26 protein-coding genes are annotated in these 25,969 nt (G+C 66.4%); 20 read left to right on the top strand and 6 right to left on the bottom strand.

Annotation, left to right across the window (positions count from 1 at the left end; all coding sequences use genetic code 11):
* The first annotated feature begins 60 nt into the window (after window positions 1-60).
* The 10 genes from VMT65_RS05775 to VMT65_RS05820 all read left to right on the top strand — a co-directional run bounded on the left by VMT65_RS05775 (window position 61) and on the right by VMT65_RS05820 (window position 10,482).
* Window positions 61-1,446 carry a nucleobase:cation symporter-2 family protein gene (locus VMT65_RS05775; protein WP_326306856.1) on the top strand — a complete coding sequence of 462 codons (1,386 nt, stop codon included), beginning with the start codon at window positions 61-63 and terminating at the stop codon, window positions 1,444-1,446.
* 117 nt (window positions 1,447-1,563) lie between these two features.
* Window positions 1,564-2,061 carry a 2-oxo-4-hydroxy-4-carboxy-5-ureidoimidazoline decarboxylase gene (gene uraD, locus VMT65_RS05780; RefSeq protein WP_326306857.1) on the top strand — a complete coding sequence of 166 codons (498 nt, stop codon included), beginning with the start codon at window positions 1,564-1,566 and terminating at the stop codon, window positions 2,059-2,061.
* On the top strand, window positions 2,049-2,393 hold the full coding sequence (gene uraH / locus VMT65_RS05785) for a hydroxyisourate hydrolase (RefSeq protein ID WP_326307458.1): 345 nt from the start codon (window positions 2,049-2,051) through the stop codon (window positions 2,391-2,393). Before uraD ends, uraH begins: the two co-directional genes overlap by 13 nt.
* A gap of 6 nt (window positions 2,394-2,399) precedes the next feature.
* Complete coding sequence (gene pucL, locus VMT65_RS05790; RefSeq protein WP_326306858.1) at window positions 2,400-3,305, top strand: factor-independent urate hydroxylase; 906 nt, start codon at window positions 2,400-2,402, stop codon at window positions 3,303-3,305.
* Between the two features lie 31 nt (window positions 3,306-3,336).
* Window positions 3,337-4,740 carry a nucleobase:cation symporter-2 family protein gene (locus VMT65_RS05795; protein WP_326306859.1) on the top strand — a complete coding sequence of 468 codons (1,404 nt, stop codon included), beginning with the start codon at window positions 3,337-3,339 and terminating at the stop codon, window positions 4,738-4,740.
* Window positions 4,741-4,908: 168 nt separating this feature from the next.
* Entirely contained in the window at window positions 4,909-5,730 is an 822-nt protein-coding gene (locus VMT65_RS05800) for a hydroxypyruvate isomerase family protein (RefSeq protein ID WP_326306860.1), read from the top strand.
* A gap of 38 nt (window positions 5,731-5,768) precedes the next feature.
* Complete coding sequence (locus VMT65_RS05805; RefSeq protein WP_326306861.1) at window positions 5,769-6,659, top strand: 2-hydroxy-3-oxopropionate reductase; 891 nt, start codon at window positions 5,769-5,771, stop codon at window positions 6,657-6,659.
* Between the two features lie 5 nt (window positions 6,660-6,664).
* On the top strand, window positions 6,665-8,443 hold the full coding sequence (gcl, locus tag VMT65_RS05810) for a glyoxylate carboligase (RefSeq protein ID WP_326306862.1): 1,779 nt from the start codon (window positions 6,665-6,667) through the stop codon (window positions 8,441-8,443).
* A gap of 12 nt (window positions 8,444-8,455) precedes the next feature.
* Window positions 8,456-9,628, top strand: coding sequence for a glycerate kinase (locus tag VMT65_RS05815; RefSeq protein ID WP_326306863.1), 1,173 nt, complete (start codon window positions 8,456-8,458; stop codon window positions 9,626-9,628).
* On the top strand, window positions 9,625-10,482 hold the full coding sequence (locus VMT65_RS05820) for a fumarylacetoacetate hydrolase family protein (protein ID WP_326306864.1): 858 nt from the start codon (window positions 9,625-9,627) through the stop codon (window positions 10,480-10,482). The genes VMT65_RS05815 and VMT65_RS05820 overlap by 4 nt, the downstream gene beginning before the upstream one ends.
* Before the next feature lie 114 nt (window positions 10,483-10,596).
* Here the strand turns inward: VMT65_RS05820 and VMT65_RS05825 are convergent, their stop codons facing one another.
* From VMT65_RS05825 to VMT65_RS05835, 3 genes are all read right to left on the bottom strand, one after another.
* A complete protein-coding gene (locus tag VMT65_RS05825; protein WP_326306865.1) occupies window positions 10,597-11,391 on the bottom strand; it encodes a VOC family protein in 795 nt (264 codons plus the stop codon).
* 63 nt (window positions 11,392-11,454) lie between these two features.
* Window positions 11,455-12,864 (bottom strand): alpha/beta hydrolase family protein, encoded by a 1,410-nt coding sequence (locus VMT65_RS05830; protein ID WP_326306866.1) that lies wholly within the window; start codon window positions 12,862-12,864, stop codon window positions 11,455-11,457.
* Window positions 12,865-12,887: 23 nt separating this feature from the next.
* Complete coding sequence (locus tag VMT65_RS05835; protein WP_326306867.1) at window positions 12,888-13,445, bottom strand: ArsR/SmtB family transcription factor; 558 nt, start codon at window positions 13,443-13,445, stop codon at window positions 12,888-12,890.
* A 147-nt stretch (window positions 13,446-13,592) separates the two neighbouring features.
* Between VMT65_RS05835 and VMT65_RS05840 the strand changes: the two genes are divergently transcribed.
* The 6 genes from VMT65_RS05840 (at window position 13,593) to VMT65_RS05865 (ending at window position 19,824) form a co-directional block, all read left to right on the top strand.
* Entirely contained in the window at window positions 13,593-14,798 is a 1,206-nt protein-coding gene (locus VMT65_RS05840) for a DUF222 domain-containing protein (RefSeq protein ID WP_326306868.1), read from the top strand.
* Between the two features lie 211 nt (window positions 14,799-15,009).
* On the top strand, window positions 15,010-16,383 hold the full coding sequence (locus VMT65_RS05845) for an MFS transporter (protein WP_326306869.1): 1,374 nt from the start codon (window positions 15,010-15,012) through the stop codon (window positions 16,381-16,383).
* 101 nt (window positions 16,384-16,484) lie between these two features.
* Entirely contained in the window at window positions 16,485-17,180 is a 696-nt protein-coding gene (locus VMT65_RS05850) for a VC0807 family protein (RefSeq protein ID WP_326306870.1), read from the top strand.
* Window positions 17,173-17,832, top strand: coding sequence for a TMEM175 family protein (locus VMT65_RS05855; protein WP_326306871.1), 660 nt, complete (start codon window positions 17,173-17,175; stop codon window positions 17,830-17,832). Before VMT65_RS05850 ends, VMT65_RS05855 begins: the two co-directional genes overlap by 8 nt.
* A gap of 46 nt (window positions 17,833-17,878) precedes the next feature.
* Window positions 17,879-18,370: a VOC family protein gene (locus tag VMT65_RS05860; protein ID WP_326307459.1), complete on the top strand. Its 492-nt coding sequence runs from the start codon at window positions 17,879-17,881 to the stop codon at window positions 18,368-18,370.
* A complete protein-coding gene (locus VMT65_RS05865) occupies window positions 18,367-19,824 on the top strand; it encodes an FAD-binding protein (protein ID WP_326306872.1) in 1,458 nt (485 codons plus the stop codon). The genes VMT65_RS05860 and VMT65_RS05865 overlap by 4 nt, the downstream gene beginning before the upstream one ends.
* Here VMT65_RS05865 and VMT65_RS05870 read toward each other — a convergent pair.
* From VMT65_RS05870 to VMT65_RS05880, 3 genes are all read right to left on the bottom strand, one after another.
* Entirely contained in the window at window positions 19,800-20,966 is a 1,167-nt protein-coding gene (locus VMT65_RS05870) for a DUF4132 domain-containing protein (protein WP_326306873.1), read from the bottom strand. The genes VMT65_RS05865 and VMT65_RS05870 overlap by 25 nt on opposite strands.
* Entirely contained in the window at window positions 20,963-21,562 is a 600-nt protein-coding gene (locus VMT65_RS05875) for a TetR/AcrR family transcriptional regulator (RefSeq protein WP_326306874.1), read from the bottom strand. Before VMT65_RS05875 ends, VMT65_RS05870 begins: the two co-directional genes overlap by 4 nt.
* Before the next feature lie 77 nt (window positions 21,563-21,639).
* On the bottom strand, window positions 21,640-22,218 hold the full coding sequence (locus VMT65_RS05880; RefSeq protein ID WP_326306875.1) for a TetR/AcrR family transcriptional regulator: 579 nt from the start codon (window positions 22,216-22,218) through the stop codon (window positions 21,640-21,642).
* A gap of 76 nt (window positions 22,219-22,294) precedes the next feature.
* Here VMT65_RS05880 and VMT65_RS05885 point away from each other — a divergent pair, with 76 nt between their 5' ends.
* The 4 genes from VMT65_RS05885 (at window position 22,295) to VMT65_RS05900 (ending at window position 25,964) form a co-directional block, all read left to right on the top strand.
* Window positions 22,295-23,587 (top strand): YhgE/Pip domain-containing protein, encoded by a 1,293-nt coding sequence (locus tag VMT65_RS05885; protein ID WP_326306876.1) that lies wholly within the window; start codon window positions 22,295-22,297, stop codon window positions 23,585-23,587.
* A gap of 98 nt (window positions 23,588-23,685) precedes the next feature.
* Window positions 23,686-24,372 (top strand): ANTAR domain-containing protein, encoded by a 687-nt coding sequence (locus VMT65_RS05890; RefSeq protein WP_326306877.1) that lies wholly within the window; start codon window positions 23,686-23,688, stop codon window positions 24,370-24,372.
* Between the two features lie 113 nt (window positions 24,373-24,485).
* Window positions 24,486-25,196, top strand: a complete 711-nt coding sequence (locus VMT65_RS05895) for a GAF and ANTAR domain-containing protein (protein ID WP_326306878.1) — start codon at window positions 24,486-24,488, stop codon at window positions 25,194-25,196.
* Window positions 25,197-25,364: 168 nt separating this feature from the next.
* Window positions 25,365-25,964 (top strand): sigma-70 family RNA polymerase sigma factor, encoded by a 600-nt coding sequence (locus VMT65_RS05900; protein WP_326306879.1) that lies wholly within the window; start codon window positions 25,365-25,367, stop codon window positions 25,962-25,964.
* Window positions 25,965-25,969 lie beyond the last annotated feature (5 nt).

The following is a 25,969-nucleotide window of genomic DNA, read 5'->3' on the forward strand; positions in this document are numbered from 1 at the left end:
CCCGTGCCACTGTTCTCGTCTAGCGGAATGACCCTTCCGCTGTTCGAGAGAGGTACGCCAATGGAGACGAGCCCCGAGGCAGCAGAATCCACGCCCGGCCGACATCCCGTCGACGTCGTTCCACCGCCGCTCCAGCTCTTCGCGGGTGGCCTGCAGCACATCGCGGCCATGGTCGCCGGCGTCGTCGCCCCGCCGCTGATCGTCGGCGCCGCAGTGGGTTTGAGCACCGGCGAGACGGTCATGCTGATTACCGCGAGCCTGTTCACCGCCGGTCTGGCGACCCTGCTGCAGGCGCTGGGCTGGTGGAAATTCGGCGCGCGCCTGCCGTTGATCAATGGCGGCTCCTTCGCCGCGGTCGGCCCGATCCTGGCCATTGCCAAGGACGCCGCCCCGGGTCGGGCGCTGCCGGTCATCTTCGGCGCCACGCTGGTGGCCGGTGCCATGGCGGTCTTCGCGGCCCCGTATTTCTCACGGCTGCACCGGTTCTTCCCGCCGATCGTCGGCGGCACGGTCATTTCGCTCATCGGCCTGTCCCTGCTCCCGGTCGCGCTGGGCTGGATCAGCGGCGCGGGCGAGGGTGCGATGGGCGAGGCGCACGTACCGCTGAAGAACCTGGCCGACGCGGGTTTCGCGCTCGTGGTCGTGCTGCTGTGTCACCGGTTCCTCAAAGGCTTCGGGCGGCAGCTCGCCTTGCTGATCGGGCTGGTCGCGGGGTCACTGCTGGGATGGCCACTGGGACTGCTGGATACGGGTCCCGTGCGCAATGCCGCACTGGTCGGATTCATCCCGCCAATGCATTTCGGCGCACCCGAGTTCCAAATCGGCGCGATCGTCTCGCTCTGCATCGTGATGCTCGTGGTCATGACCGAATCCACCGCCACCATGATCGCCCTCGGCGAGATCGTCGAGCGCCCCGCCGAGGAACACCACATCGCGGGTGGCCTACGCGCCGCGGGCGTCGGCACCATGCTGGCCTCGGTCATGGGCGGATTCGCCTGTGGCGCTTTCGCTCAGAACGTCGGCCTGGTCGCTCTCACCCGGATGTACAGCCGCTACGTCGTGGCCGTCAGCGGCGCGCTCCTGGTCCTACTCGGCCTGTTCCCCGTGGCCAGCGCGGTAGTCGAACTGGTCCCCAAACCGGCCCTGGGCGGCACCGGTCTGGTCCTCTTCGGCACGGTCGCCGCCAGCGGCATCCGCACCCTCGCCAAGGCAGATCTGGCCGACCCCATCAACTCGCTGATCGTCGGCGTCTCGCTCTTCATCGGCATGACCCCGACCGTGGCCCCGTCCTTCTATCAGGGCCTGCCCGGCCCGTTCTCGATCATCCTGGCCTCCGGTATCAGCGCGGGCTGCGTCACGGCCCTGGTGCTCGAGCAGCTCTTCCGCAACCGTCCGGCCAACGTTCTGGCGGCAACCCCCGCGGCTGTTGAAAAACCCGCTTGTTGAGTGCGTTGACCAGCAGTTTCGGTATATTTTCAACAAAATGTTGACGAAGTCGTGTGGCCCGTGCCACGCTCTCCTCTAGCGGAATCACCCTTCCGTTATCCGAGAGAGGTAGCGCCAATGGTGACGTTGGTCGAATTCAATTCGACAGCGAGTGAAGAACTCTTGCCGGTCCTGCTGACCTGCTGTGACGCCCCGAGCTGGGCGGACGGCGTGCTGGCGGCCCGGCCCTACGCCGATGTCGACGGCGTGCTGAACCGGGCCGACGAACTGGCCCGCGGTCTCCCGGCCCCCGAGGTGGACCGCGCACTCTCAGCACACCCCCGCATCGGCGATCGGGTCCAGGGCAGCGACACCCACTCCGCGTGGTCGCGTCAGGAACAGTCCGGCGTGAGCCAGGACGAATCCGTGGCCGCGCAGCTGCTCGAAGGCAACCTCGCCTACGAGAAGCGCTTCGGCAGGGTCTTCCTGATCTGCGCGACCGGCCTGTCGGCCGAGCAGATCCTGGCGAACTTGAACGAACGCCTCACCAACGATGACGAGACCGAGGCGGCCGTGGTCGCCGAGGAACTCCGCAAGATCGCCGTTCTCCGCCTGCGAAAGGTATTCGACGCGTGAGCACCATTACGACGCACATCCTCGACTCCGCGCTGGGCAAGCCCGCCGCCGGTGTCGAGGTGCGGCTGGAACAGGTCACCCCGGTCGCCCGGGACGTGGCCCAGGGCAAGACCGATGACGACGGCCGGATCAAGGATCTGGGCCCCGAGGGTCTCGAGGCCGGGAACTACCGCCTCACCTTCGACATCGAAAGCTATGCCGCCGCAACGAATCAGACCTATTTCTACCCGTCGGTCTCGATCACCTTCAAGGTCGCCGGGGAAGCGGGCGAGCACTACCACGTGCCCCTGCTCATGAGCCCCTTCGCCTATTCCACCTACCGAGGAAGCTGAACTCACATGGCAATCAAGCTGGGACAGAACCAGTACGGCAAGGCCGAGAACCGCGTCGTTCGCGTCTACCGCGACACCCCGCGCCACCAGATCCGCGACCTGAACGTCTCGACCTCGCTGCGCGGTGAGTTCTCCGACGCCCACATCACCGGTGACCAGGCCGACGTGCTGCCCACCGACACCCAGAAGAACACCGCCTTCGCCTTCGCCAAGGAGAAGGGCATCCACTCCATCGAGGAGTACGGCCTGACCCTGGCCGATCACTTCATCTCCCGTGCCCCCACCGCCACCGGTGCGCGCATCGAGGTCGAGGAGTACTCCTGGGATCGCATCGAGGTCGACGGCCAGCCGCACGACCACTCGTTCGTGAAGTCGGGCCAGGGTGTGCGCACCACCGTCGTGAACGTCGACGGCGTCGGCCCGGACCGCGTCGCGCACGTGGTCTCCGGCGTGAAGGATCTCGTACTCCTCAAGAGCACCGGCTCGGAGTTCCACGGCTTCTTCAAGGACAAGTACACCACCCTGCAGCCGACCAACGACCGCATCATGGCGACCTCGCTGGTGGCCAAGTGGCGCTACAACCACACCGATGTCGACTGGGACAAGACCTACGACGCCATCCTGAAGGTGCTGCTGCGCCAGTTCGCGGTGGTGCACTCCTACGCGCTGCAGCAGACCCTCTACTCGATGGGCCGAGCCGTGCTCGAGCAGTTCACCGAGGTCGCGGAGATCAAGTTCTCGGCCCCGAACAAGCACCACTTCCTGGTCGACCTGAGCCCCTTCAACGTCGAGAACCCGGGCGAGGTCTTCATCGCCGCGGATCGTCCCTACGGCCTCATCGAGGCCACCGTCGAGCGTGACGACGCCCGTGACGCGGGCAACGCCTGGACCGCCATCCCCGGTTTTTGCTGAGTCGATCGCTGAGTTTGTAGGAGGTGCGGCGATGGGCGACGACCATAGCCGCGTGGAAGTGACCGTGACTCGCCCGGAGGATCAGCGTTATTCGCTCTGGCAGTCCCTGGTCTACGGAACTCAGCACATCCTGACGATGTACGGCGGTGTGATCGCACCGCCGCTCATCGTGGGAGGCGCGGCCGGACTGAGCACGACCGACATGGCGCTGCTGGTGACAGCGGGCCTGTTCGTCTCGGGTCTGGCGACTCTGCTCCAAACCCTGGGCATCGGCCCGATCGGCTCCAGATTGCCGATCGTGCAGGGTATTTCGTTCGTCAGCGTCTCGACGATGGTGACCATCGCCAGTGAGGGCGGGCTGCGGCCGGTCTTCGGCGCGATCATCATCGCGGGCGCGATCGGGTTGGTGCTCTCCAGCTTCTTCGCGAAGCTGGTGCGCTTCTTCCCGTCCGTGGTAACGGGAACGATCATCACGGTGATCGGACTCTCGTTGCTGCCCACCGCTTTCCGATGGGCGATGGGCAACAATGCCAAGGCCGCCGACTACGGCTCGATGGGCAATATCGGCTTCGCGGGACTGACCCTGGTCATCATCCTGGTGATCAGTCGCCTGTTCCAGGGCGCGATCTCGCGACTGTCGATCCTCATCGGCCTGGTGATCGGCACGATCATCGCGGCGGCGACCGGCCACACGGACTTCTCCGGGGTCCGCAAGGCCGACATCTTCGCGCTGCCGCCGATCATGCACTTCGGCAGCCCGACCTTCCAGGTCGGCGCGATCGTGTCCATGACCATCGTGATCCTGGTGATCATGGTGGAGACCACCGCCGACGTGCTCGCCATCAGCGAAATCGTCGGTACCGAAGCCGATTCCAAGCGGGTGGCGGCCGGTCTGCGGGCCGACATGCTGTCCTCGGGCGTCGCTCCGGTGTTCGGCAGCTTCCCGTGCAGTGCGTTCGCGCAGAACGTGGGGCTGGTCGCGCTCACCGGCATCAAGAGCCGATTCGTGGTCGCGACGGGTGGTGTCGTGCTGGCCCTGCTGGGCCTGTTCCCGGTGGTCGGCGCGGTGGTGGCCGGGATTCCGTATCCCGTCCTCGGCGGCGCGGGCATCGTGTTGTTCGGTTCCGTTGCGGCGAGCGGCATTCGCACGCTGGCGCGGGTCGACTTCACCGACAACCTGAATATGGTCCTGGTGGCCGTGGCGGTCGGTATGGGCGTGATTCCCATTGCGGCACCGACGTTCTGGGACAAGTTCCCGACCGGCATCGGGGTGGTCATGCACTCCGGCATCTCGGCGACAGCCATCGCGGCGATCGTGTTGAACCTGGCGTTCAACGAGATCCGGCGCGGAAACAAGCCCGGCGCTTCGGTGTTCGCGGCGGCTGACGACGCGAAGGACGATTTGGGCGATCGTCTGGACGACAACATCCACTGATCGCGCACCTCGTGCACTCGCACAGTACTGGCTAGTAGCTCCCGGGACTCCTTGACGGGATTGTTTTGGGAGCATTAGCATTTTCATATCCCAGAAAAACATTTCCGCATTGCGGAAAATAGGGCAGAAGCTCGAAAGACGCTCTGCGGAAACGACTGGAGGGATTCCATGACGCACTCGCTCAACTACGCCGTGAACTGCTCGCTGCTGTTCACCGAGCTCCCGATCCTGGAGCGCGCCGCCGCTTCCAAGGAGGCGGGCTTCGACGCCATCGAGTTCTGGTGGCCCTTCGCCGAGGCCGTGCCGTCCGACAAGGACGTGGACGCCTTCGTCGCCTCCGTGCAGAACGCGGGCGTGCAGCTGATCGGCCTGAACTTCTTCGCCGGTGACATGCCGGGCGGCGACCGCGGTCTGGTGTCGTGGCCGGCGCGCGCCGCGGAGTTCAAGGACAACATCGACGTGACCGTCGGCATCGGAGAGCGCTTGGGCATCAAGGCTTTCAACGCGTTGTACGGCAACCGGGTGGACGACGCCACCGCCGAGCAGCAGGACGAGCTGGCCGTGGAGAACCTCTCCGCCGCCGCCGTGGCCGCTGCCCGGATCGGTGCCACCATCCTGGTCGAGCCGGTCTCCGGCGCGCCCCGCTACCCGCTGCTGACCGCCGCCGACTGCCTCGGCGTCATCGACAAGGTCCAGGCGCACTCGGGCGTATCGAACATCGGTCTGCTCGCGGACCTCTACCACCTCGCCGTGAACGGCGACAACGTGGACAAGGTGATCGCCGAGCACACCGCCCGCATCGCGCACGTGCAGATCGCCGACAACCCGGGCCGCAATGAGCCTGGCACCGGCGAACTTCCGATCGACGAGCAGCTGACCGCCCTCGAGGCCAACGGCTACCGCGGCTGGGCGGCGCTGGAGTACAAGCCGTCCGGCTCGACCGTCGACTCCTTCGGCTGGCTCCCGCGCGAGCGTCGCGCCGCCAAGTAACCCAAAGACTTTCACCCCCAACGACTTAGGAACAGATCATGAGCACCATTGCTTTCATCGGCCTCGGCATCATGGGCAGCCCGATGGCCGTCCACCTGCAGAACGCCGGCCACACCGTCAAGGGCTTCGACCTCAACCCCGCCAACGCGCAGAAGCTGGTCGACGCCGGCGGCCGTGCCGTCACCTCGATCGCCGACGCCGTGCGCGGCGCGGACGTCGTCGCGGTCATGGTTCCGGACTCCCCGCACGTGCAGGCCGTACTCGCCGGTGAGAAGGGCGTTTTCGAGACCGCCGAGCCCGGCGCGCTGATCATCGACTTCTCCTCCATCCGCCCGGATGTCACCCAGGAGCTGGCCAAGCAGGCCGCCGAGCGTGGCTTCCGCCTGCTGGACGCCCCGGTCTCCGGCGGCGAGCCGGGCGCGATCAACGCCACCCTGTCGATCATGGTCGGCGGTTCGGCCGAGGACTTCGCCGTCGCCAAGCCGGTTCTCGACACCGTCGGCAAGACCATCGTGCACGTGGGCACCAATGGCGCGGGCCAGACCGTGAAGGCCGCCAACCAGCTCATCGTGGCCACCAACATCCAGGCCGTGGCCGAGGCCGTGGTCTTCCTCGAGGCCTACGGCGTCGAGCTGGGCCCTGCCCTCGACGTGCTCGGCGGCGGCCTCGCCGGTTCGGCCGTGCTGAACCAGAAGCGCGACAAGATGGCCAACCGCGAATTCGCCCCGGGCTTCCGGATCGACCTGCACCACAAGGACATGGGCATCTTCACCACCGCCGCTCGTGAGGCGGGTCTGGTGACCCCGGCCGGTTCGCTCATCGCGCAGCTGGTCGCCTCGGCCCGCGCCAACGGCGACGGCCACCTGGACCACTCTGCACTGCTGCGCGGCGTCGAGCGCCTGAGCGGCAAGCTGGACAAGGAGAACTGACCAACATGGCACGCATGCGTACCGTCGACGCGGCGGTCCTGATCCTGGAAAAGGAAGGGGCCACACAGGCTTTCGGCCTGCCCGGCGCCGCGATCAACCCGTTCTACTCCGCCATGAAGAAGCACGGTGGCATCAAGCACGTGCTGGCCCGCCACGTCGAGGCCGCTTCGCACATGGCCGAGGGCTACACCCGTGCCCAGGCCGGGAACATCGGTGTCTGCATCGGCACCTCGGGCCCCGCGGGCACCGACATGGTGACCGGTCTGTACTCCGCCTCTGCGGATTCCATTCCGATCCTGTGCATCACGGGCCAGGCGCCCGTGGCCAAGCTGCACAAGGAGGACTTCCAGGCCGTCGACATCGCGTCCATCGCGAAGCCGCTGGCCAAGTGGGCGACCACCGTGCTCGAGCCCGCCCAGGTGCCGGGCGCCTTCCAGAAGGCGTTCTGGCTCATGCGCGAAGGCCGTCCGGGCCCGGTGCTGATCGACCTGCCGATCGACGTGCAGCTGGCCGAGATCGAGTTCGACATCGACACCTACGAGCCGCTGCCGGTCACCCGCCCGGCCGCGACCCCGGCGCAGGCCGCCAAGGTGCTGCAGATGCTGAACGAGGCCAAGCGCCCGCTGATCATCGCCGGCGGCGGCATCATCAACGCCGACGCGTCCGAGCTGCTGGTGAAGTTCGCCGAGCTGACCGGCGTCCCGGTCGTCCCGACCCTGATGGGTTGGGGCACCATCGCCGACGACCACGAGCTGCACGCGGGCATGGTGGGTCTGCAGACCTCCCACATCTACGGCAACGAGTCGCTGCTGGCCGCGGACTTCGTGCTGGGCATCGGCAACCGGTGGGCCAACCGCCACACCGGCGCGCTGGACGTCTACACCAAGGACCGCAAGTTCGTTCACGTCGACATCGAGCCGACCCAGATCGGTCGCGTGTTCGCGCCCGACTACGGCGTCGTCTCCGATGCCGGTGCGGCGCTGGAGCAGTTCATCGCGGTCGCCGAATCCCTGGACAAGGTGGGCGGTTTGACCGACCACAGCCAGTGGGTCAAGGAGGTGCGCTCCAAGCGCGCCACCGGTCAGCGCAAGACGCACTTCGACAACGTGCCGCTGAAGCCGGCGCGTGTGTACGAGGAGATGAACAAGGCGTTCGGCCCGGAAACCCGCTACGTGACCACGATCGGTCTGTCGCAGATCCAGGCCTCGCAGATGCTGCACGTGTACAAGCCGCGGCACTGGATCAACGCCGGTCAGGCCGGTCCGCTGGGCTGGACCCTGCCCGCCGCGCTGGGTGTGGCCACCGCGGTCAAGGACGAGCCGGTCGTGGCGCTGTCCGGTGACTACGACTTCCAGTTCCTGATCGAGGAATTGGCCGTCGGCGCGCAGTTCAACATTCCGTACATCCATGTGCTGGTGAACAACTCGTACCTGGGCCTGATCCGTCAGGCGCAGCGGGCGTTCGACATGGACTACTACGTCCAGCTGGACTTCGAGAACATCAACTCGCCCGAGGTCAACGGCTACGGCGTGGACCACGTCAAGGTCGCGGAAGGCCTGGGCTGCAAGGCGATTCGCGTCTTCAACCCGGAGGACATCGGTCCGGCCTTCGAGAAGGCCAAGTCGCTGATGGCCGAGTACAAGGTGCCGGTCGTGGTCGAGTGCATCCTCGAGCGCGTCACCAACGTCTCCATGGGTGCGGCCGGGATCGACGCGATCACGGAGTTCGAGGAGCTGGCCTCCGCGTTCGCCGACGCCCCCACCGCAACCGTTCCGCTGGACTAGAGGGATTCCGTCATGGCTCGTGTGCTGATCGCCTCCGACAAATTCAAGGGCTCGCTGACCGCGGTGCAGGTCGGAGCTGCCGTGCGAGCCGGAATCCGGCGGGCGCGACCCGATGCCGAGGTGTCGGTCGTGCCCGTGGCCGACGGCGGTGACGGGACCGTCGCCGCCGCTCTCGCGGCAGGTTTCGACGCGGTTCCCTTGACCGCGTCGGGACCGACCGGGGAACCGGTGCTGACCGCCTATGCCCGCTCCAACGACCTCGCGGTCATCGAGATGGCGGACGTGTCGGGCCTGGTGCGGCTGCCGGACGGCCTGCTGCGACCGATGACCGCCACCAGCCGGGGCACCGGCGAGGTGATCGCGGCCGCGGTCGCGGCGGGATGCCGCCGCATCGTGCTCGGCATCGGCGGCAGCGCCGGAACCGACGGCGGCGCGGGCATGTTGGAGGCGCTCGGTGCCCGTCTGCTGGACGCCGATGGTCAGCCCATCGGCGACGGCGGGGCGGCTCTCACCCGGGTGGCCTCCATCGACCTGACGGCGCTGCGGGAGCTGATGGACGGCGTCGAGGTCATCGTGGCCTGCGATGTCGACAATCCGCTCACCGGTCCCACCGGAGCCGCTGCGGTCTACGGACCGCAGAAGGGCGCCGATCCGGCCCAGGTGGCCGAGCTGGACGCCGCGCTCGGGCAGTGGGCGCAGCGGCTGGCCGCGGAGATCGGGTCGGATCGGCGTGACACTCCGGGCTCCGGCGCCGCGGGGGGCGTCGGATTCGCCGCGCTCGCGGTGTTGGGCGCGACGCTGCGGCCGGGCATCGAATTGATGCTGGAGCTGGTCGGTTTCGAGGCGCGGCTGGCCGGTGCCGACCTGGTGATCACCGGTGAGGGCAAGCTCGACGAGCAGACCCTGCACGGTAAGGCACCGGCCGGGGTCGCGGCCGCCGCACGCGCTGCGGGCGTGCCGGTGGTCGCGGTCTGCGGCCGCAACACCCTGCCGCAGGATCGCTTGCGCGACACCGGATTCGCGGCGGCGTACTCGCTCATCGAGATCGAGCCGGATGAGCAGCGGTGCTTGAGCGCCGGTGCGATGCTGTTGCAGCAGTTGGGCGTTCGGATCGCCTATGAGCATCTGGCCGGTGGTCCGGGCGTGGCGGCGGCGGTGGCCGACCAAACAGGAGGCGATTCGTGAAACTGTTGCGAGTGGGTGCCAAGGGCTCGGAAAAGCCTGCGGCCATCGATGATTCGGGCGTGATCCGGGATCTGTCGGCGTTCGTGGCCGATATCGACGGTCAGCTCCTGGGTGATCGATCCACGCTGGCCACCGTCCAGCGTGCTCTCGCCAATGGCGGTCTGCCCGAGGTGGACGCCGCGCAGCGCATCGGAGCCCCGATCGCGCGGCCCGGCAAGGTGATCGGTGTCGGACTCAACTACACCGACCACGCCGCGGCCATCGGCGCGGCCATTCCCGAACGGCCGGTGGTGTTCCTCAAGCCGGGCACCACGGTCAGCGGGCCCTACGACGCCATCGAAATCCCGCGCGGCAGCCAGGCCACCGATCACGAGGTGGAGCTGGGCGTGGTGATCGGGCAGCACTTGCGCGACTGCCCGGATCCCGCCACCGCGCTGGGGGCGGTCGGCGGGTACGTCACCGCGAACGACGTCACCGAGCGCAATGGCATTGCGGGCGAACCGACCTGGGTGAAGGGCAAGTCGTATGACACCTTCACGCCCATCGGGCCCTGGCTGGTGACCCCGGACGAGGTCGCCGAACCGCAGTCGCTGAGCCTGCAGCTGTGGGTGAACGGCGAACGGCGGCAGGAGGGTACGACCGGGAACATGGTCGCGGGCGTCGGCGAGCTGCTGGTGTACCTCAGCTCGTTGATGACCCTGGAACCCGGCGACCTGGTGTTGACCGGGACCCCGGCGGGCGTCGCGGTCAGCCGACCGGAGCCGAAACCCTATCTGCGCGACGGGGATGTGGTCGTCGCGGAGGTTGCCGGGTTGGGGCGGCAACAGACATTGGCCACCGGCATGCGCGGGTGAGGATTCCCGAGGCGGCGTGCGAGGCGCAGCTGGGGTGCCAGCACGTCGCCGCGGGAGTATTCGAACGGCCCGGTCGCTGTGGAGACCGGGCCGTTCGTCCTGTTCGAGGGTAGGTCATGCGGACTTGTTGCCACCCAGGCTGAATTGCACGCCGGTCGGATCGGTGACGGCGGCCAGGCGGCCATAGGGGGTGTCCTCGGCGGGGCGCAGGATGGTGCCGCCGAGTTCGGCCACCTTGCGCACGCTCGCGTCGACGTCCTCGACGCCGAAGTAGACGGTCCAGTAGCCGGGCACGCCGGGCGGCAGGAAGGTGGTCGCGTCCATCACGCCGCCGAGCATGGGGGTGGTGGAATGGATTGTGGTGTAACGGAACTCGGGGGAGTCGCCAATGGTGAAGGGGTCCTGCCAGCCGAACACCTCGCGGTAGAACTTCAGCGCGTCGTCGTAGGCACGGGTGTGCAGTTCGAACCAGGAGGGCGCGCCGACGTGGCCGTCCCAGTGGCCGTCGCCGACGGTGCCGCGCAGCTCGAAACCGGTCATGGTGCCGGACTCCCAGGTGCCCACGCCGACGCCGCCGTTGTCGCCGAAGACGGCGAACTTGCCGAGGTCGCCGACGGCCATCGGGGGCACCACGACCATGCCGCCGGACGCGGTCACCGCCTCGGCCGTCTTCTCGGCATCGGGGGTGGCCAGGTAGACCATCCACTGGCTGGGGCCGCCGCTGCCGTCATTGCGCATGCCGCCCGCCACCGCCTTGCCGTCCTTGCGGAAGGTGATGTAGTCGCCGTGTTCGGGGGCGACTTCGGCCGTCCAGCCGAACAACTCGCCGTAGAAGGCGATGGCGCCGTCGGTGTCGGTGGTGAACAGGTCGGTCCAGACCGGATCGCCCGGTCGTGTGGTGTAGGACATGTGGACTCCTCGGATCGGTTTTTGTGCGTCCCCGGGAATGGAGACGGCCCGAGACCCGGGAACTCATCGGGCGAGCAGACCCCACGTGAGGGCCCATGCCAACCATACGAACCCGGCGGGGATCAGGAGGGCCAGTCCGAGTCGATGGGTGGTGGCTCGGGTACGGATGGTGGTGATGAGGGTGACGGCGAGGGCGGCGACGGTGGCGAGGGCGAGCAGTTGCAGGATCAGCCATGGGACGGGGCGGCCGACGACTGCTGGACCGAGCGACTTGGCTCCGGTGGCGTAGATCCACACGATGTAGGCGACTGTGCCGAGCAGGGAGATCGGACCGGCGAGGGCTAGCGTGCGTGCGCCACGGATTCCTTTGCTGGTCAACGAGATTGGTAGGTAGGCGAGGAACGCCAGGATTAGCAGGACGACTACCGCTCCCTGGATACCAGGGGAGGTCCACAGGTCGTGGCCGGGATCGCGGGACTCGGCCTGCTGGGTCGGGGACGGTGCGGCGGAGGATTCCGGGGGATTTCCGGCTGCTACTCGGTGCAGCCAGTCGGTCATGGTGTCGAGGTAGCCGGGGGCGAAGTCGCCGGATGGGACGGGGCGTGCGTAGGTGGGGCCGATTCGGTCGAAACCGGTGGTGGTGGCGCGGCCGTTGTGCGAACCATTGGTGAGGAATCGGATGGTGACGCTGGGATCCGCTTCGAGTGCCCGGCGGAGGATCGCGGCGTTTTCGGCGGGCGGGTCCTGGACGTCGTGGTCACCCCACAGGGCCAGGACGGGGACGTGCACACGGTGGAGCACCGGCACGGGGTCGAAATCCGCGGCGGGGAACAGGCCGGTGGCGGCCATGATTCGGGCGGCGGGACCGGATATGCCGTCGATGAGCGCGCTGTGGTCACCGTGCTGCCGGAGCAGATTGGCCAGATACCAGGTCTGGGTGCGCAGGGGAGGGTAGCCGGATGCGCCGAGGGTGATCAGGAAGGCGATGTCGTCGGATCGCGAGGCGGCTAGCGGGGCTACCCAGCCGCCTTCGCTGAAACCCCACAGGCCCACCATGTCTCGGCGCACGCCGGGCTGGTCGCGGAGATAGCGCACTGCGGCAAGCGCATCGTCGGCCAGCAAGCCGAGGTCTCTGTGGGTCAGGGAGTATCCATCGGTCCGCTTGTCGTAGATGAGGACTGTGATGCCCGCTGCGGCAAACGCTTCCGCCTCGCGACGATATTCCTCGCGTGGTCCCGGACCGGAGCCGCCTACCAGGACGATTCCGGGGGTATCCGAAGTTGTTGTGGCCGGTCGAATTACGGTGCCATGCAGGGTGAGTCCCGCGCCGCCGACGAAGCTGGCCTCTTGGCCTGCGGGATCGGGTGTGGCGGCGGCGTAGGGGGCGTATGGAATGAAGAGGGCGAGGAAAACGGCCACAAACGCGCAGGGGAGGAGAACCCGCCCGGCCCGTGCCGTCGGTGAGATTCGCATGTTCGGTTGTCTCCGTTGTTGTTTCAGCCTTCGGGAAAGCTGAACAGCCTCAGCAGCACGCCGTGCTCGTCGCCGCTCGCCTCGGTGTCCGCCCCGTAGCGCTTGACCAGTTGGATGTACTCCTCGAAAAATTCCTGAAACCGTTGCGCGTCAACCCGAATGGTCGCCCGCGAATACGCGAAGGTATCGGCCTTCTTGCCCAGCTCCCCGGCCCGCCGTTCGAACTTCTCGTACAGCTCGACCACCTCGCCGACATGCTGCCGTGCGATATCCGCCCCGACTTCCCGCGCCTCGTCGCTCATCTCGCTGTAGCGCGGATACCGCCGATCCCCGGGTACCGCCCGCCACCACCGCTCCTTGCCGTTCGAAAGCTCCGGAACCTCTTCGACGAACCCGTATTTCGCCATCTGGCGCAGGTGATAGCTGGTCAGCCCGCTGCTCTCCCCGAGCGCGGCGGCCAAGCTCGTCGCATTGACGGGACCGCCGCGCAATTCCTCCTCGATCCGCCTCCGCAGCGGGTGTGCGAGCAGCCGCAACGCGGCGATATCGGAAATCCGTTCAGGAGAGGGCTGATCGACCATCTCCCAAGACTAGACATCGCAAAGGGCGTTTGCAAATAGTCTTTGCGATGTTGATAGTCATCAAACATGTTGGTAGCCATAGATTTACGCGGCGTGTTGATTCGATCTAGGTGTTGTGTCGATTGGTTCGAAAGTATGATCGGTGGTATGGGTGAGATCGCTGTTGAGGAGTACTTCTCCACCGAGGTGGTGGAGCGGCTTCGTGCGGTGCACTCGCAGATTGCTGCGCTGGAGGCCGAAGAGGTTGCGTTGATGACCCTGCTGTATCGGCGGCGGCGGGAGCAGCAGTTGGAGTTGGGGGTTGGGTTGTTGCATGCGGGGGAGGATGCGGCTACCGAGATCGGGATCGCGTTGAAGGTTTCGCAGCGGGTGGCGGATGGGCTGATCGATCTCGGGCTGGGGCTGGAGAATCGGTATCCGGCTACCCGGGAGGCGTTCGCGGCTGGGCGGATCGACCTTGCTCGCGCTCGGGCCATCAGTCAGACGTTGACCAATGTGCCGGAAGAGCTGCTTGCGGAGTTGGAGCCCAAGGTGGCGGCCTATGCGGAAAACGCTGACCCGCAACGGGTTCGGCGGACTTCACGGCGGTGGCTGCTGGAGCGGGATCCGGAGGGGCAGGCGCGGCGACGGAAGGCGGCCGAGGCGGATCGGTATGTGAACATCGCTGCTGCGGATGATGGCACGGCGGTGATGGATGCGGTGTTGCCTGCGGCCGGTGGGCAGACGCTGTATGAGCGGTTGCGGGAGATGGCTTCTGGGCAGGTTTGCCGTCATGACCCGCGGACCACCGCGCAGCGTCGGGCTGATGCGCTGGTCGCGCTGGCCGATGGCGCTGGGCGGCTCGTCTGTCAGTGTGGGCTGGCGGACTGCCCGCGTGCCGAGCTCGGTGAGACCGCGCCTGTTGCTCGGAAAGCTCTGGTGCAGGTTGGTGTTTCGGCGGCGGCTTGCGACCTGGATCATCAGGATCGGTTCGATCATGACAATCCTCGAGAGAGTGGGCGCACTACCGAGGAGAATCTTGGTGCTCGGTGTCGGCGGCATCATCGGCTCAAGACTCATGCGGACAACGGGGTCAATAACTGGGAGGTTGTTCATCACCCGGATCGGCGGGTTGAACGGCGCACGCCCAGTGGGGGATCGGTTAGTACGACGCCTGGGGGTGTGAAGTTCTTGTTTCCGACGGCTGTTGTGCCGCCGGTTACTGCGGGCGGGGTGCCCGATGCGGAACCTCATGGGTCGGTGTGGGATCCGGGGAATGCGGTCAATGCGATGACCGAGATTTTGCATGTCTATGCGACACCGGCTCAGCGGCGGGAGCAGTGGGCTCGGATGCGGGCTCGGCGCAACATGTGATTCGGATGCTCGAGGCCGTGTAACGCGGGGGCCCACGGACTGCACGGATCACCTTTAAAGACAAAAGCCGAAAGACAAAACGAGAAATTTGATTGCGTGGTTGCCTGCTGTTGGGGGCGGCGTGTCAGGGGGTGGGGGCGTTTGGATGCGGGTAGGTTTGGGCTGATTGCTGCTTGATTGCTTCTGGGTTTCCGGGGTGCGAGGAGGCTGCGTGAGTTCGGTTATCGATGATGCGCCGTTCACTTCGTTTCATAAGCGGTTGGCGGTTGCTTGTTCGGGTGGGCCACTGTTGGACGGGTACATCTTGAGCATTGTTGGGACCGCGCTCATTGGGATGACGGCCGAACTTGATTTGAGTACGGGGGATACGCAGTTGATCGGGGCTGCGGCGCTGGTTGGGATGTTCGTGGGTGGGGCCTTGTTCGGGGTGCTGACGGACAAGATCGGGCGGGAGGTCATGTACACCGCGGATCTTGTGGTGATGGGGGCCTGTTCGATCGCCTCCTTCTGGGCCGAATCCATTTGGCTCATTGTGGTTTTGCGGTTCATTTTGGGCATGGCGGTCTCCGCCGACTATCCGATCGCCACATCGTTGCTCGGCGAGTGGTTGCCACTCAAACAGCGTGGAAAACTGCTCGGATTCCAGATTGTTGCCTGGTACGCGGGGTCGGTGCTCGCGTATGTGGTGGGGTATCTGATGTTGACGTTCTTCGGCAACGGGAGCTGGCGGTGGCAGTTGGCCAGCGGTGCCGTGTTGTGTGCGTTCTTTCTGATCATTCGGCAGAGCACCGCGCCGGAGTCGCCTCGGTGGCTTGCGCAGCACGGGAAGGCCGACAAGGCCGCCGGGATGATCGAGAAGTATCTGCACGTGAAAGTGGATCCGGCAACGCTGGTGGAGGCGGGGGACGAGGCGCATCCGGCCAAGCACGGGTCGTTGCGGGAGCTGTTCAAGCCGACCTATCGCAAGCGGACCATCTTCTGTAGCGGGTTCTTCCTGTGCCAGGTGGCGGTGCTGTTCGCCATGCTGACCTTCGGGCCGCAGATTCTCGCGGCGTTCGGCATGCCCGCGGGGACCTGGATGGACACCCTCGGCACCGCGCTGATCAGCCTGGTGTTCCTCATCGGCTGCCTGCCCGCCATGCGGTTGATCGATACCGTCGGGCGACGGCCGACCATCGTCTGGTGTTTCGGGCTGATGATCGTTCCGGTGTTGTTCATCGGCGTCTGGCCCGCCATGCCCGCCGTCCTGGCGTTCCTCATGTTGTGCCTCTATGCGTTCTTCTGCGGCGGTCCGAATGTTCTGGACTGGACGTATCCGAACGAGTTGTTCCCCACGCATATTCGAGCCACCGCGGTCGGATTCGCCACCTCCATCAGCCGCGTGGGCGCGGCGCTCGGGACCTATCTGCTGCCCTGGTCGCTGGACCATCTCGGGATGGGGCCGACGTTCCTGTTCGCGGCGGGGTTGACCGCGGTCGGGTTCCTGATCTGTCTCTGGGGTGCCCCGGAGACCAAGGGACACCGGCTGGAATCGGCTGCGACGGTGGCGGTTCCGATCGGGGCGGCGCGGCCGGAACCGGCATGACAACTGTCATGGTCGAGAGGTGATGGTTGGCAGATTCGCCGAGGTCGGCGCGTCCGTAGCGTCATTCCTGTAGCGATCAGACCGATTACAGGAGTTCCGAAATGGCCGACCACACCAACACTGTGAACACGCCGCAGGGGGCGGAGACTCGTCCGAATCTGCTGCGCATGCTCGCGCCGACCATCCGCGATATCGCGGTGCCGCTGGGGGCGTACTACATCCTGCACTGGGCCGGGTACTCCGACTTCACCGCGCTGTTGGCGGGCGGGCTGGTGTCGGGGGCCATGGTGCTGGTCGAGGTGGTTCGGGCCCGGCGGATCGACGTCATGTCGGCGCTGGTGCTGGGTGGGTTCGTGTTCGGTATCGCCAGCTCGCTGATCAGTGGCGATGCTCGGATGATGATCGTGCGGGACTCGCTGACCACCGCGGTCATCGGGGTCGCCTTCACGGTCAGCGCGCTCGTCGGGAAGCCGCTCACCTATATCGCCGCTCGCAAGGCGTTTTCGGGGTCGCCGCAGAAGCTGGCCGAGATGGAGTACAAGTTCGACAACATTCCCATGGTTCGGCGGGTTCACAATCGGATCGCGGCCATGTGGGGCGTGGGCATGATCGGGGAGTCCGTGGTGCGCGTGGTGCTCGCCTACCGGCTGCCCATCCACACCATGGCGTGGCTGTCCAGCGTGCTGATGATCGGTGTCACCGCCACCCTGATGATGATCACGGTGCAAACCATCAAGTGGGCCAGGCGATCCGAGGCCGCTGCCAGCCAGCGGGGCTACGCTGCGGTGCATGAGTGAGGGTTCGGTTCCGAACGGCACATTGACGGGAACCGCTCGAGTAGAAGCGTTCAGCGACGGGGTGATGGCGATTGCCATCACCCTTTTGATTTTGAATATCCAAGTGCCCCCGCATGAGCCGGGGCATTTGTTGCAGGAACTGGGACACATCTGGCCGACGTATCTGGCGTATCTGGCCTCGTTCATGACCATCGGCGTGGTGTGGATGAACCACCACACCTTCTTCGGGCGGCTGCGGCGCATCGACCACGTGCTGCGGTGGTGGAATCTGATGCTGCTGCTGGGTGTTTCGCTCGTTCCGTTTCCGACGATCGTGGTCGCGGACAATGTGGTGCACGGGACTCGGCGTGACGCCGTCGTGGCGGTGGCTCTGTACGGGATCGTGGGAGTGATCATGACGATTCCGTGGGCTCCCATGTGGCGCAGGCTGGAGCAGCGGCCGGAGATGTTGAAGCCGGGGCTGGGGGTGGACTACGCGCGGCGGGAGCGGTGGCGGGCCTGGCCGGGGATTCTCGTTTACGCGGTCACCATTGGTATCGGGTTCCTGTCGCCGATCACGGCCTTGGTGTTGTACCTGCTGGTCTCGACGTTCTACGGGGTGAGCAACAAGGGGTGGTCGTCGCCGAGTGACCCGGATCCGGACGAAGCATAGGGCTTGCCAATTTAAGCGATTGTGATTAACTGCCTGGGTGGACAGCATGAGCGTGGCGGGCGGGCCCGTTACTCAGATCGCCTGGGTGGTCGAGGACATTGCGGCGGGCGAGAAGTTCCTGACGACCGTGCTGGGGGCGCGTCGTTGGATGCGGATGCCGGATGTGCGGTTCGGGCCCGAAAGCACCGTGTATCGGGGTGAGCCCGCGGATTTCACGGCGCACATCTCGTTGTGCTACAGCGGGGACACCCAGCTCGAACTCATTCAGCCTGTGCGCGGGGCGTCGATCTATACCGAGTTTCTCGAGCGCGGCGGGCCGGGGCTGCATCACATCTGTCTGGAACCGCCGGACTTCGACGCTGCGCTGAAAGATGCTGCGGCGCAGGGGATCGACGTGGTGCAGCAGGGCGATATGGGTGGGCAGATGCGGTTCGCCTATCTGGACGGGGCGGCGTCGGGGGTGCCGTTCGTCGAACTCGCGGAGATCGGGCCGAACATGCGGCTGTTCTTCGAGCAGATCAAGAAGGATGCACAGTGAGCACAGTGATACCGGAAATCCTTGCGGCGGACTCGATTACCGCGTGGTCCGATGAGGTCGACGTGGTGGTCGTCGGGTTCGGGATCGCGGGCGGGTGTGCGGCGGTGGAGGCGGCCTCGCAGGGGGCTCGGGTATTGGTGTTGGAGCGGGCGGGGGTTGCGGGTGGCACCACCGCGTTGGCGGGTGGGCACTTCTACCTCGGGGGCGGGACGGCCGTGCAAAACGCTACGGGGCACCAGGATTCGGCCGAGGAGATGTACAAGTATCTGCTCGCGGTGGCGCGGGATCCGGAGCCCGAGAAGATTCGCGCCTACTGTGACGGCAGCGTGTCGCATTTCGACTGGTTGGAGAGTCTCGGGTTCGAGTTCGAGCGTAGTTACTACCCGGAGAAGGCGGTGATTCAGCCGGGGACACAGGGGCTGATGTACACCGGCAACGAAAAGGTTTGGCCCTATCGGGAACAGGCGACTCCGGCGCCGCGTGGACACAAGGTGCCGGTGCCGGGGGATACCCAGGGGGCGGCCATGATCATCGATCTCTTGGTGAAGCGGGCGGCGACGCTCGGTGTCGAGGTGCGGTACGAGACGGGGGCGATCAATCTGGTGGCCGATGCGGACGGCACCGTGGTGGGCGTCGGTTGGAAGAATCTCGGTAAAACCGGTGTGGTGCGGGCGAAATCGGTCGTCTTGGCGGCCGGTGGGTTTGTGATGAACTCGGAGATGGTGGCCGAGCACGTCCCGTGGCTGACCGAAAAGCCGTTCGTGCTCGGGACACCGTTCGATGACGGGCTCGGGATTCGGCTGGGGGTGTCGGCGGGGGCGGCCACGCGGATGATGGATCAGGCGTTCGTGACCGCGCCGGTGTACCCGCCGTCGAAGCTGTTGACGGGAATCATTGTGAACCGCAAGGGGGAACGGTTCGTGGCCGAGGATTCGTATCACGCGCGGACGTCGGCCTTCGTGCTGGAGCAGCCCGGGGCGGTGGCCTATCTGATCGTGGATGCCGAGCATATGGAACGGCCGATGTTTCCACTGGCACCGTTCATCGACGGGTGGGAGACGGTCGAGGAGATGGCTGACGCGCTCGGAATACCTTATGAGGCACTGCGATCCACGTTGGACAGCTACAACGAGCACTCGGCGCGCGGAGAGGATCCTGAATTCCACAAGGCCGCCGAATGGCTGGAGCCGCAGGATCAGGGGCCGTGGGCGGCGTTCGATCTGACGCTGGGTAAGGCGCTGTACGCGGGATTCACGCTCGGTGGCCTGCGGACGTCGGTCGATGGAGAGGTGTTGCGCGACAACGGGTCACCGATTGCGGGGCTGTACGCGGCCGGTGCCACCTCCTCGACCCTCGCACAGGACGGCAAGGGCTATTCGAGCGGCACCCAGCTCGGGTCCGGATCGTTCTTCGGCCGCCGGGCGGGGCGTCACGCCGCCAGCCGCTCCAGCTGAAGGATCAGCTCCGAGGCGGTGACGGCGTCGAGAACGCCGAAGGTGCCGCCGCGGAGTTCCACCGACAGGATGCGTTGCCGGTCGGGCTCATAGCGGTAACCGCCCTCGAGGCCGGGATCGAGGGCGACGGTCACTTCGCGAGTCGGAGAGAAGCGGCGATACAGGGCTTCGCGGGTGACCTCCCAGCCGAGTTCCTGGAGCGCGAACAAGCGGTCGGTGCGCACCTGCCGATCGGTGAAGCGGTGCAGGATGGTCGACTCCGACTCCGCCGCGGTGAGAGCGTAGGTCGGTCGGGTCAGCTGTTCGAAGGGCTGGCGTAATCGGTTGTCGGCGAGGCTGTTACGCCAGGCGTCGATCGAATCGCCCAGATGAATCGGGTGGGCGATGCCCAGCAGCGCATCGTCGGGCAACTCGACCGGTCCGCCCGCGACATCGATGAGCGATCGATCGGCCTCGATCCGAAAGGTCCCGACCACCGTACCGCGGTCGTCGAACCGCGCCCACACCAGGCGCCGCGCCAGTTGACCCAGCGCCGGATCCTCGAGGACCACTCGCCGATGCGCCGCCGCCCGCCAGCGCCGCCCATCCACCATGGCCGCCTCGAACCGCCGAATCTGGTCGGTGGTAATGGATTTCGGCTCGGTGACGACGCGGGACGCGCCTTCCTCGTCCACCACGCCGAGTCGGTCCCGAACTCGTCGGGCCAGGGCCTCGTCTACGGCCGAGGCATCCTCGTCCGCCGCGGCCAAGCGCAGCCACGGTGTCATCCGTCCCGCCCGGGGGTCGGGGTCCTCCACCCGAACCCCGCGCCTCGCCTCTGCGACAGCGGTCACGAAATCGTGCCCGTGCTCGATCATCCAGCTGTCGACGAACCGGTCGATGAACTCCCTTTCCCGTTGCGCCCCGGTGCGATACGCCACCGCCGCGTGCTGCGCGATGGCGAAGATCACCGCGGCCGCCTCCGGGCTGCACGGGCCCTCCGGCGCGGCCGCGTATTCCGCTGCGGCGTCGGCGAGTTCGTTCAGGCCGTCCAGTCGGGCCGAGGTCAGGATGGTGTCCACGGCCCGTCGATGGCGGCGCAGGAACTTCCGCACGGTTTCGGTGGCGTGCGGATCGGGCCAGCGCCGGTCGTCCTCGGTCATACCTGATCGCGGACGATGAGTGAAACCGCCATGGGCACCAGCAGATCCACCAGGTCGCTCACCGGGGGCCGGGGATCCGACAGCAGCCATTCGTGGGCCAGGCCGTTGACCGCGCCGATCAGCGCGCTGCCCGCGAGATCCGGATTGCCGCGGATGGCGGCGTTCGGACCGGCGAGGGGTTGCAGTGCGAGACGAATGATGTCGACCCAGGCGTGGCGGCGTTCGCGGCGGTGTTGTTCCATGCGTTCGCTCACGCCGACCACCTCGACGAAGGCGACCTTGGCGCGGAACGGGTCCGAGCCCACCGAGTCCAGGAAGGCCGACAGCACCGTGGTGACCGTCTCGGTCGGGTCGGGGTCGGGGCCCATCTCGCTCAGGGCGCTGGCCAGGGCCGCGGCGGACTGGTCCTGGATCTGGTCGTAGGCGGCGACCAGGACGTCCTCGCGGGTTTGGAACTCCTCGTAGAACTGGCGTTTGGATAGTCCGGCGGCGGCGCACACGTCGGCGAGCGAACAGTTGGCGTAGCCACGCTCGCCGAAAATCTGGATGGCGGCGTCGAGGAATCGCTGTCGCCGCTCGGCTTTTCGTTCGGTCACGGCGCGTCCGCCGTACTGCCTGCCTTCGATCGTCACTGTCGTTTCTCGATCGTCACGCCTGAAAGGTTACGGCCGACTCAGCGACGTGGACGCAAACCGTCGAGCATGTGGGTGACCATCTCGTCGAAAAGGCTGTCGGCCTCCTCGGAATCGACCAGGCCGGAGCCGAGAATGGCGGCCAGGCCGTGCAGGGCGGCGACCGCCGACAGGCAGATGCGGCGCGGGTCGCCGGGCACCACCTCGCCGTGCTGCTGGCCGTCGGCAACCATTTCGATGGGGACGGTGAAGGCGCGGGCGGCGGCCTCGCCGATGGCGGGGGTGGGACTGTTCTTGCGCGCGAACATGAGCGCCAGCAGGGCCGGATTGTCGATGGCGAAGTGCAGGTAGGTCTCGGCCATGGCGCGCATGCGCTCGAGGAAGGTGCCGGTGGCTGCGGCCTGCTCGAAGCCAGCGCCCAGGCGCTCGAAACCGGCGACGGTGAGCGCGTCGAGCAGGGCCTGCTTGTCGCGGAAGTGGCGGCTGGGCGCGGCGTGGCTGACGCCGGTGTCGCGGGCGAGTTGCCGCAGCGACAGGCCGTCGACACCGGAGCGGCTCAGTGTCTGTTCGGCGCGGCGGAGGAGTTCGGCGCGCAAGTCACCGTGGTGGTAGGAGCGCATGGTGAGAGCAGGATATCGGACACACTTCGCTATGTTGGCGTTGACTACTTTGTTGTCGCTGCCTACATTCGTTCGCATGGTGAAAACGAGTGCGCCGACCAGCGTTCCCCTGCGCGGTTGGATCGGCCCGATGGTGGTGCTGACCCTGCTCGCGGCGCTGATCGGCACCATGTACCTCGGGTACACCTCCGATCCGGAGAAGAACCTGCACGATTTCCCGGTCGCCCTGGTCAATCAGGACGTCGGCGACGTCATGGACGGCAAGACGGTCAATATCGGCGATCAGATCGCCGACGCGCTGAGTCAGAAGATTCCGAGCGAGAAGATCGATCTGCGGCGGGTCGGCATCAACGACGCCCGCCAGCAGCTGAGCAATGGCCAGGTCTACGGCGCGATCATCATTCCCGGGGACTTCACCAAGCGGCTGTCGATTCTCGCGGCGGCCTCGGTGGTGCCGGGGGATATCGAGCGGCCGACCATTACCGTGCAGACCAATCCGCGCGCGGGCACCTACGCCTCCTCGATCATGCAGCGCGTCACCGATCGGGCCATGGCGCAGGTGAATTCGACCGTGGGTGCGCAGTTGACCGATCAGGTCAAGGCGAAGGTGAACACCGAGTTGACCGGTGCCGCAAGGCTGCAACTGGCCAAGCCCATCGACGTGGTGGTCAGCCCGTATCGGCCGCTGCCCGCGGGCACCGGGCAGGGGCTTTCGGCCTTCTTCTACACACTCGTCCTGCTGTTCGCGGGTTTCAGTGGCGCGATGATCATCCACTCCATGATCGACAATGTGCTGGGTTACCTTCCGGCCGAATACGGTCCGTGGTTCCGCGCCCCGGAGCCGCAGTCCATCAGCCGTTGGCGCACCCTGTTGTCCAAGTGGGCCATCGCCGCGGTCACCGCGCCGGTGCTGTCGGGCATGTTCATGGGCATCGCGACGCTGTTCAGGATGCCGATCGATCAACCGCTGCCGCTGTTCCTCTATGGCACACTGGCCATCATCGCGGTCTCGGTGACCGGTCTGTCGGTACTCGCCGCCTTCGGCACCATGGGCCTGCTGGTCAATATGGTCGTGTTCGTGGTGCTGGGCCTGCCCTCGTCGTCGGGTTCCATTCCGGTCGAGGCGATTCCGCGGTGGATCGCCGCGCTGTCCAGCTTCGAGCCGATGCATCAGATCTATCTGTCGGTGCGCGCCATTCTGTTCTTCGACGGGCATCTGGAAGCCGGTCTGAGCACGGGCATTTGGATGACGCTGTTCGGGTTGACCTTCGGTTTGCTGCTCGGCGCGATCGCGACCCACACCTACGATCTGCGCGGGCTCTACCGGCTCGGCGTGCCGCACGTGGTGGAACCCGGCCACCCACAGTGACTTTCGGCCCTGTTCGTTGTCGAGCTGTGACGGAGATACTGGCCCCGGGCACCGAATAACTCATCGCCGGGCGATGATTGTGGGGCGGTTCGATGGTGATGGCTTCGTCGCAGTTCGATCAGCTGACGGGACAGTTCCTGCGCGCAGTGCGCGATGCCGGTGGCGGTCTCGGGGCGGTGTGCACCGCGTGCGTGCGCGTGCTGCCGGTGACCCGGGCCGCCATCGTGCTGGAGGAACGCGACGCGGGCATGCAACCCTGGTGTGCCAGTGACGAATTCGCCGAGCAAGTGGAGTTGGCGCAGGCCACCGCGGGGGAGGGGCCCGCGGTCACGGCCGTGGTCGACGGTGTGCCCGTGGTGGTCACCGATCTGCGCGCGGACTGCGAACACTGGCCCGGCTTCGCGGAGGCGCTGGCCGCCGCGCCGCTGTCCGGGTCGATGTTCGCGGTGCCCTTGCGGCTGGGCTCGATTCGGCTCGGTGCGGTGGATCTGTACCGCGAGACGATGGGGCGGCCCGGGCCGCGGCTGCTGTCGGCGGCATTGCACATCGCGGATCTGGTGACCGCCAGTCTGGTCCTGGCGTCCGGCGACGAGGCCCGGCAGTGGGCACAGCCGTTGTCCAGCCGCTGGATTCATCAGGCGGCGGGCATGACCAGCGCCCAGCTGGGCATCGAGATCGCCGACGCCTATGCCCGCCTGCGCGGATACGCCTTCACCCACGGGCTCTCCCTCGTCGAGGTGGCGCGGCGGGTGGTCGAACGCGATGTGCGGTTCGAGGCCGAATGAGCGCAACTGTTCCGACACGCCCGGTCCGGCAAATACCATGAGCTGAACGACAAGGGCGGCACGGGAAACTTACGTGGCGGACTCCGCAGGTCCGCCGATGCGGGGTGATGGCGGTGTCCGACAGTGAGTTGCTGGTGTCGGTATTGGCGAGGTTCGCGCGGCTGCTCCCGGCCGCTCACGAGCTGTCGCACATTCTGGACGAGCTGATGCGCAGTGCCATCGATGTGCTGGAACCGGGCGGCGTGACGGTGGCATTGTCGCCCGAATTGCAAGCCAACCGGTCGGATCTTTTCGGCGGGATTCCCGAGAACCTCCTGGATCTCGAGGTCTGCCAACGCGATTACGCCCGTGGTCCCGGCGTGGTCGCGCACGACTGCGGCGCCGCGGTGACCGTCACGAATATCGAAGGCTACGGCGACATGTGGCCGGAGTACACGAGTCTGGCCGGGCAGCACCGCATCTCGTCGGTCGCGGCCATCCCCATGCGGCTCGACGAGACCGAAGCCGGTGTGCTGAGCCTGTATTCGCGTGATCCTCGTCACTGGACCGGCAAGGATCTGTCGGTGGCCACCCTGCTGGCGGGCATGGCGACCGGCCACATCGTCACCGCGAATCTGGTGCAGCGCCAGCAGCGGATGACCGAACAGCTCCAACACGCGCTGACCACTCGCATCGTGGTGGAACAGGCGAAGGGCGTGATCGCCCATGCCCACCGCACCACCCCGGACGCGGCCTTCCAACTGATTCGAGCCCACGCCCGGAGAAATCGCGTCACCGTGCACGCCGTCGCGCACGGGATCGTCGAGCTGGGTTTGCGAATATGAGTACTTGTGAGTTTTCATTCGTGAATCAGGAGTAACCTGGACAGCTGGCGGAACCGAAAGCCCCTGTCCCCGGCCGGTTTCCGTGCGCATGGCGACCGTCCCAGCACTCGACGGCTCGTTCATTTAACGGCAATTCTATGCTCGATATTCGTCGATCTGGGGGCAATCGTGAATTCCTCACGTGCACCGCATTATTCGCCTGCCCATATCTCCGCTCGCCGTGCCCGGCGAGGTAGTGAATTCGACCAGCTCGTCCGCCGGATCGCCGAGGGTGACCGGGCCGCCTACGAGGACCTCTACCGCCGTACCCGCGGGCTCATCTACTCCCGCGTCCTGAACATCGTGTGCGACACCGGATATGCGGAGGAGACCTGTCACGAGGTGTATCTCCAGGTCTGGCGCAGCGCATCCGGCTTCGACCCGGCCCGCGGCAACGCGCTGACGTGGCTGACCACCCTGGCCCATCATCAGGCCGTGGATCGCGTGCGCCGCGAGTGCAGTGCGGCCGGTCACGAACATCGTTGGGGCGTCTGCGATTACCGTCCCGCCACCGATGTGGTGGCCGAGGAGATTCTGCGGCGTCAGGACGAACGGGCCATTCGCAACGGATTGGCCGCTCTCACACCGTATCAGCGGGAATCGGTGGTGCTCGCGTTCTACGGGGGGCTCACGTACGCGCAGGTGGCGGCGCGGTTGGGGATCGGGTTGCCCGCGGTCAAGGCGCGCATCCGCTCCGGTCTGGCGCAGCTGAAAATGTCTCTGGCATAAGCGAA

The sequence above is a fragment of the Nocardia sp. CDC153 genome (assembly GCF_035818515.1).
Lineage (GTDB): Bacteria > Actinomycetota > Actinomycetes > Mycobacteriales > Mycobacteriaceae > Nocardia.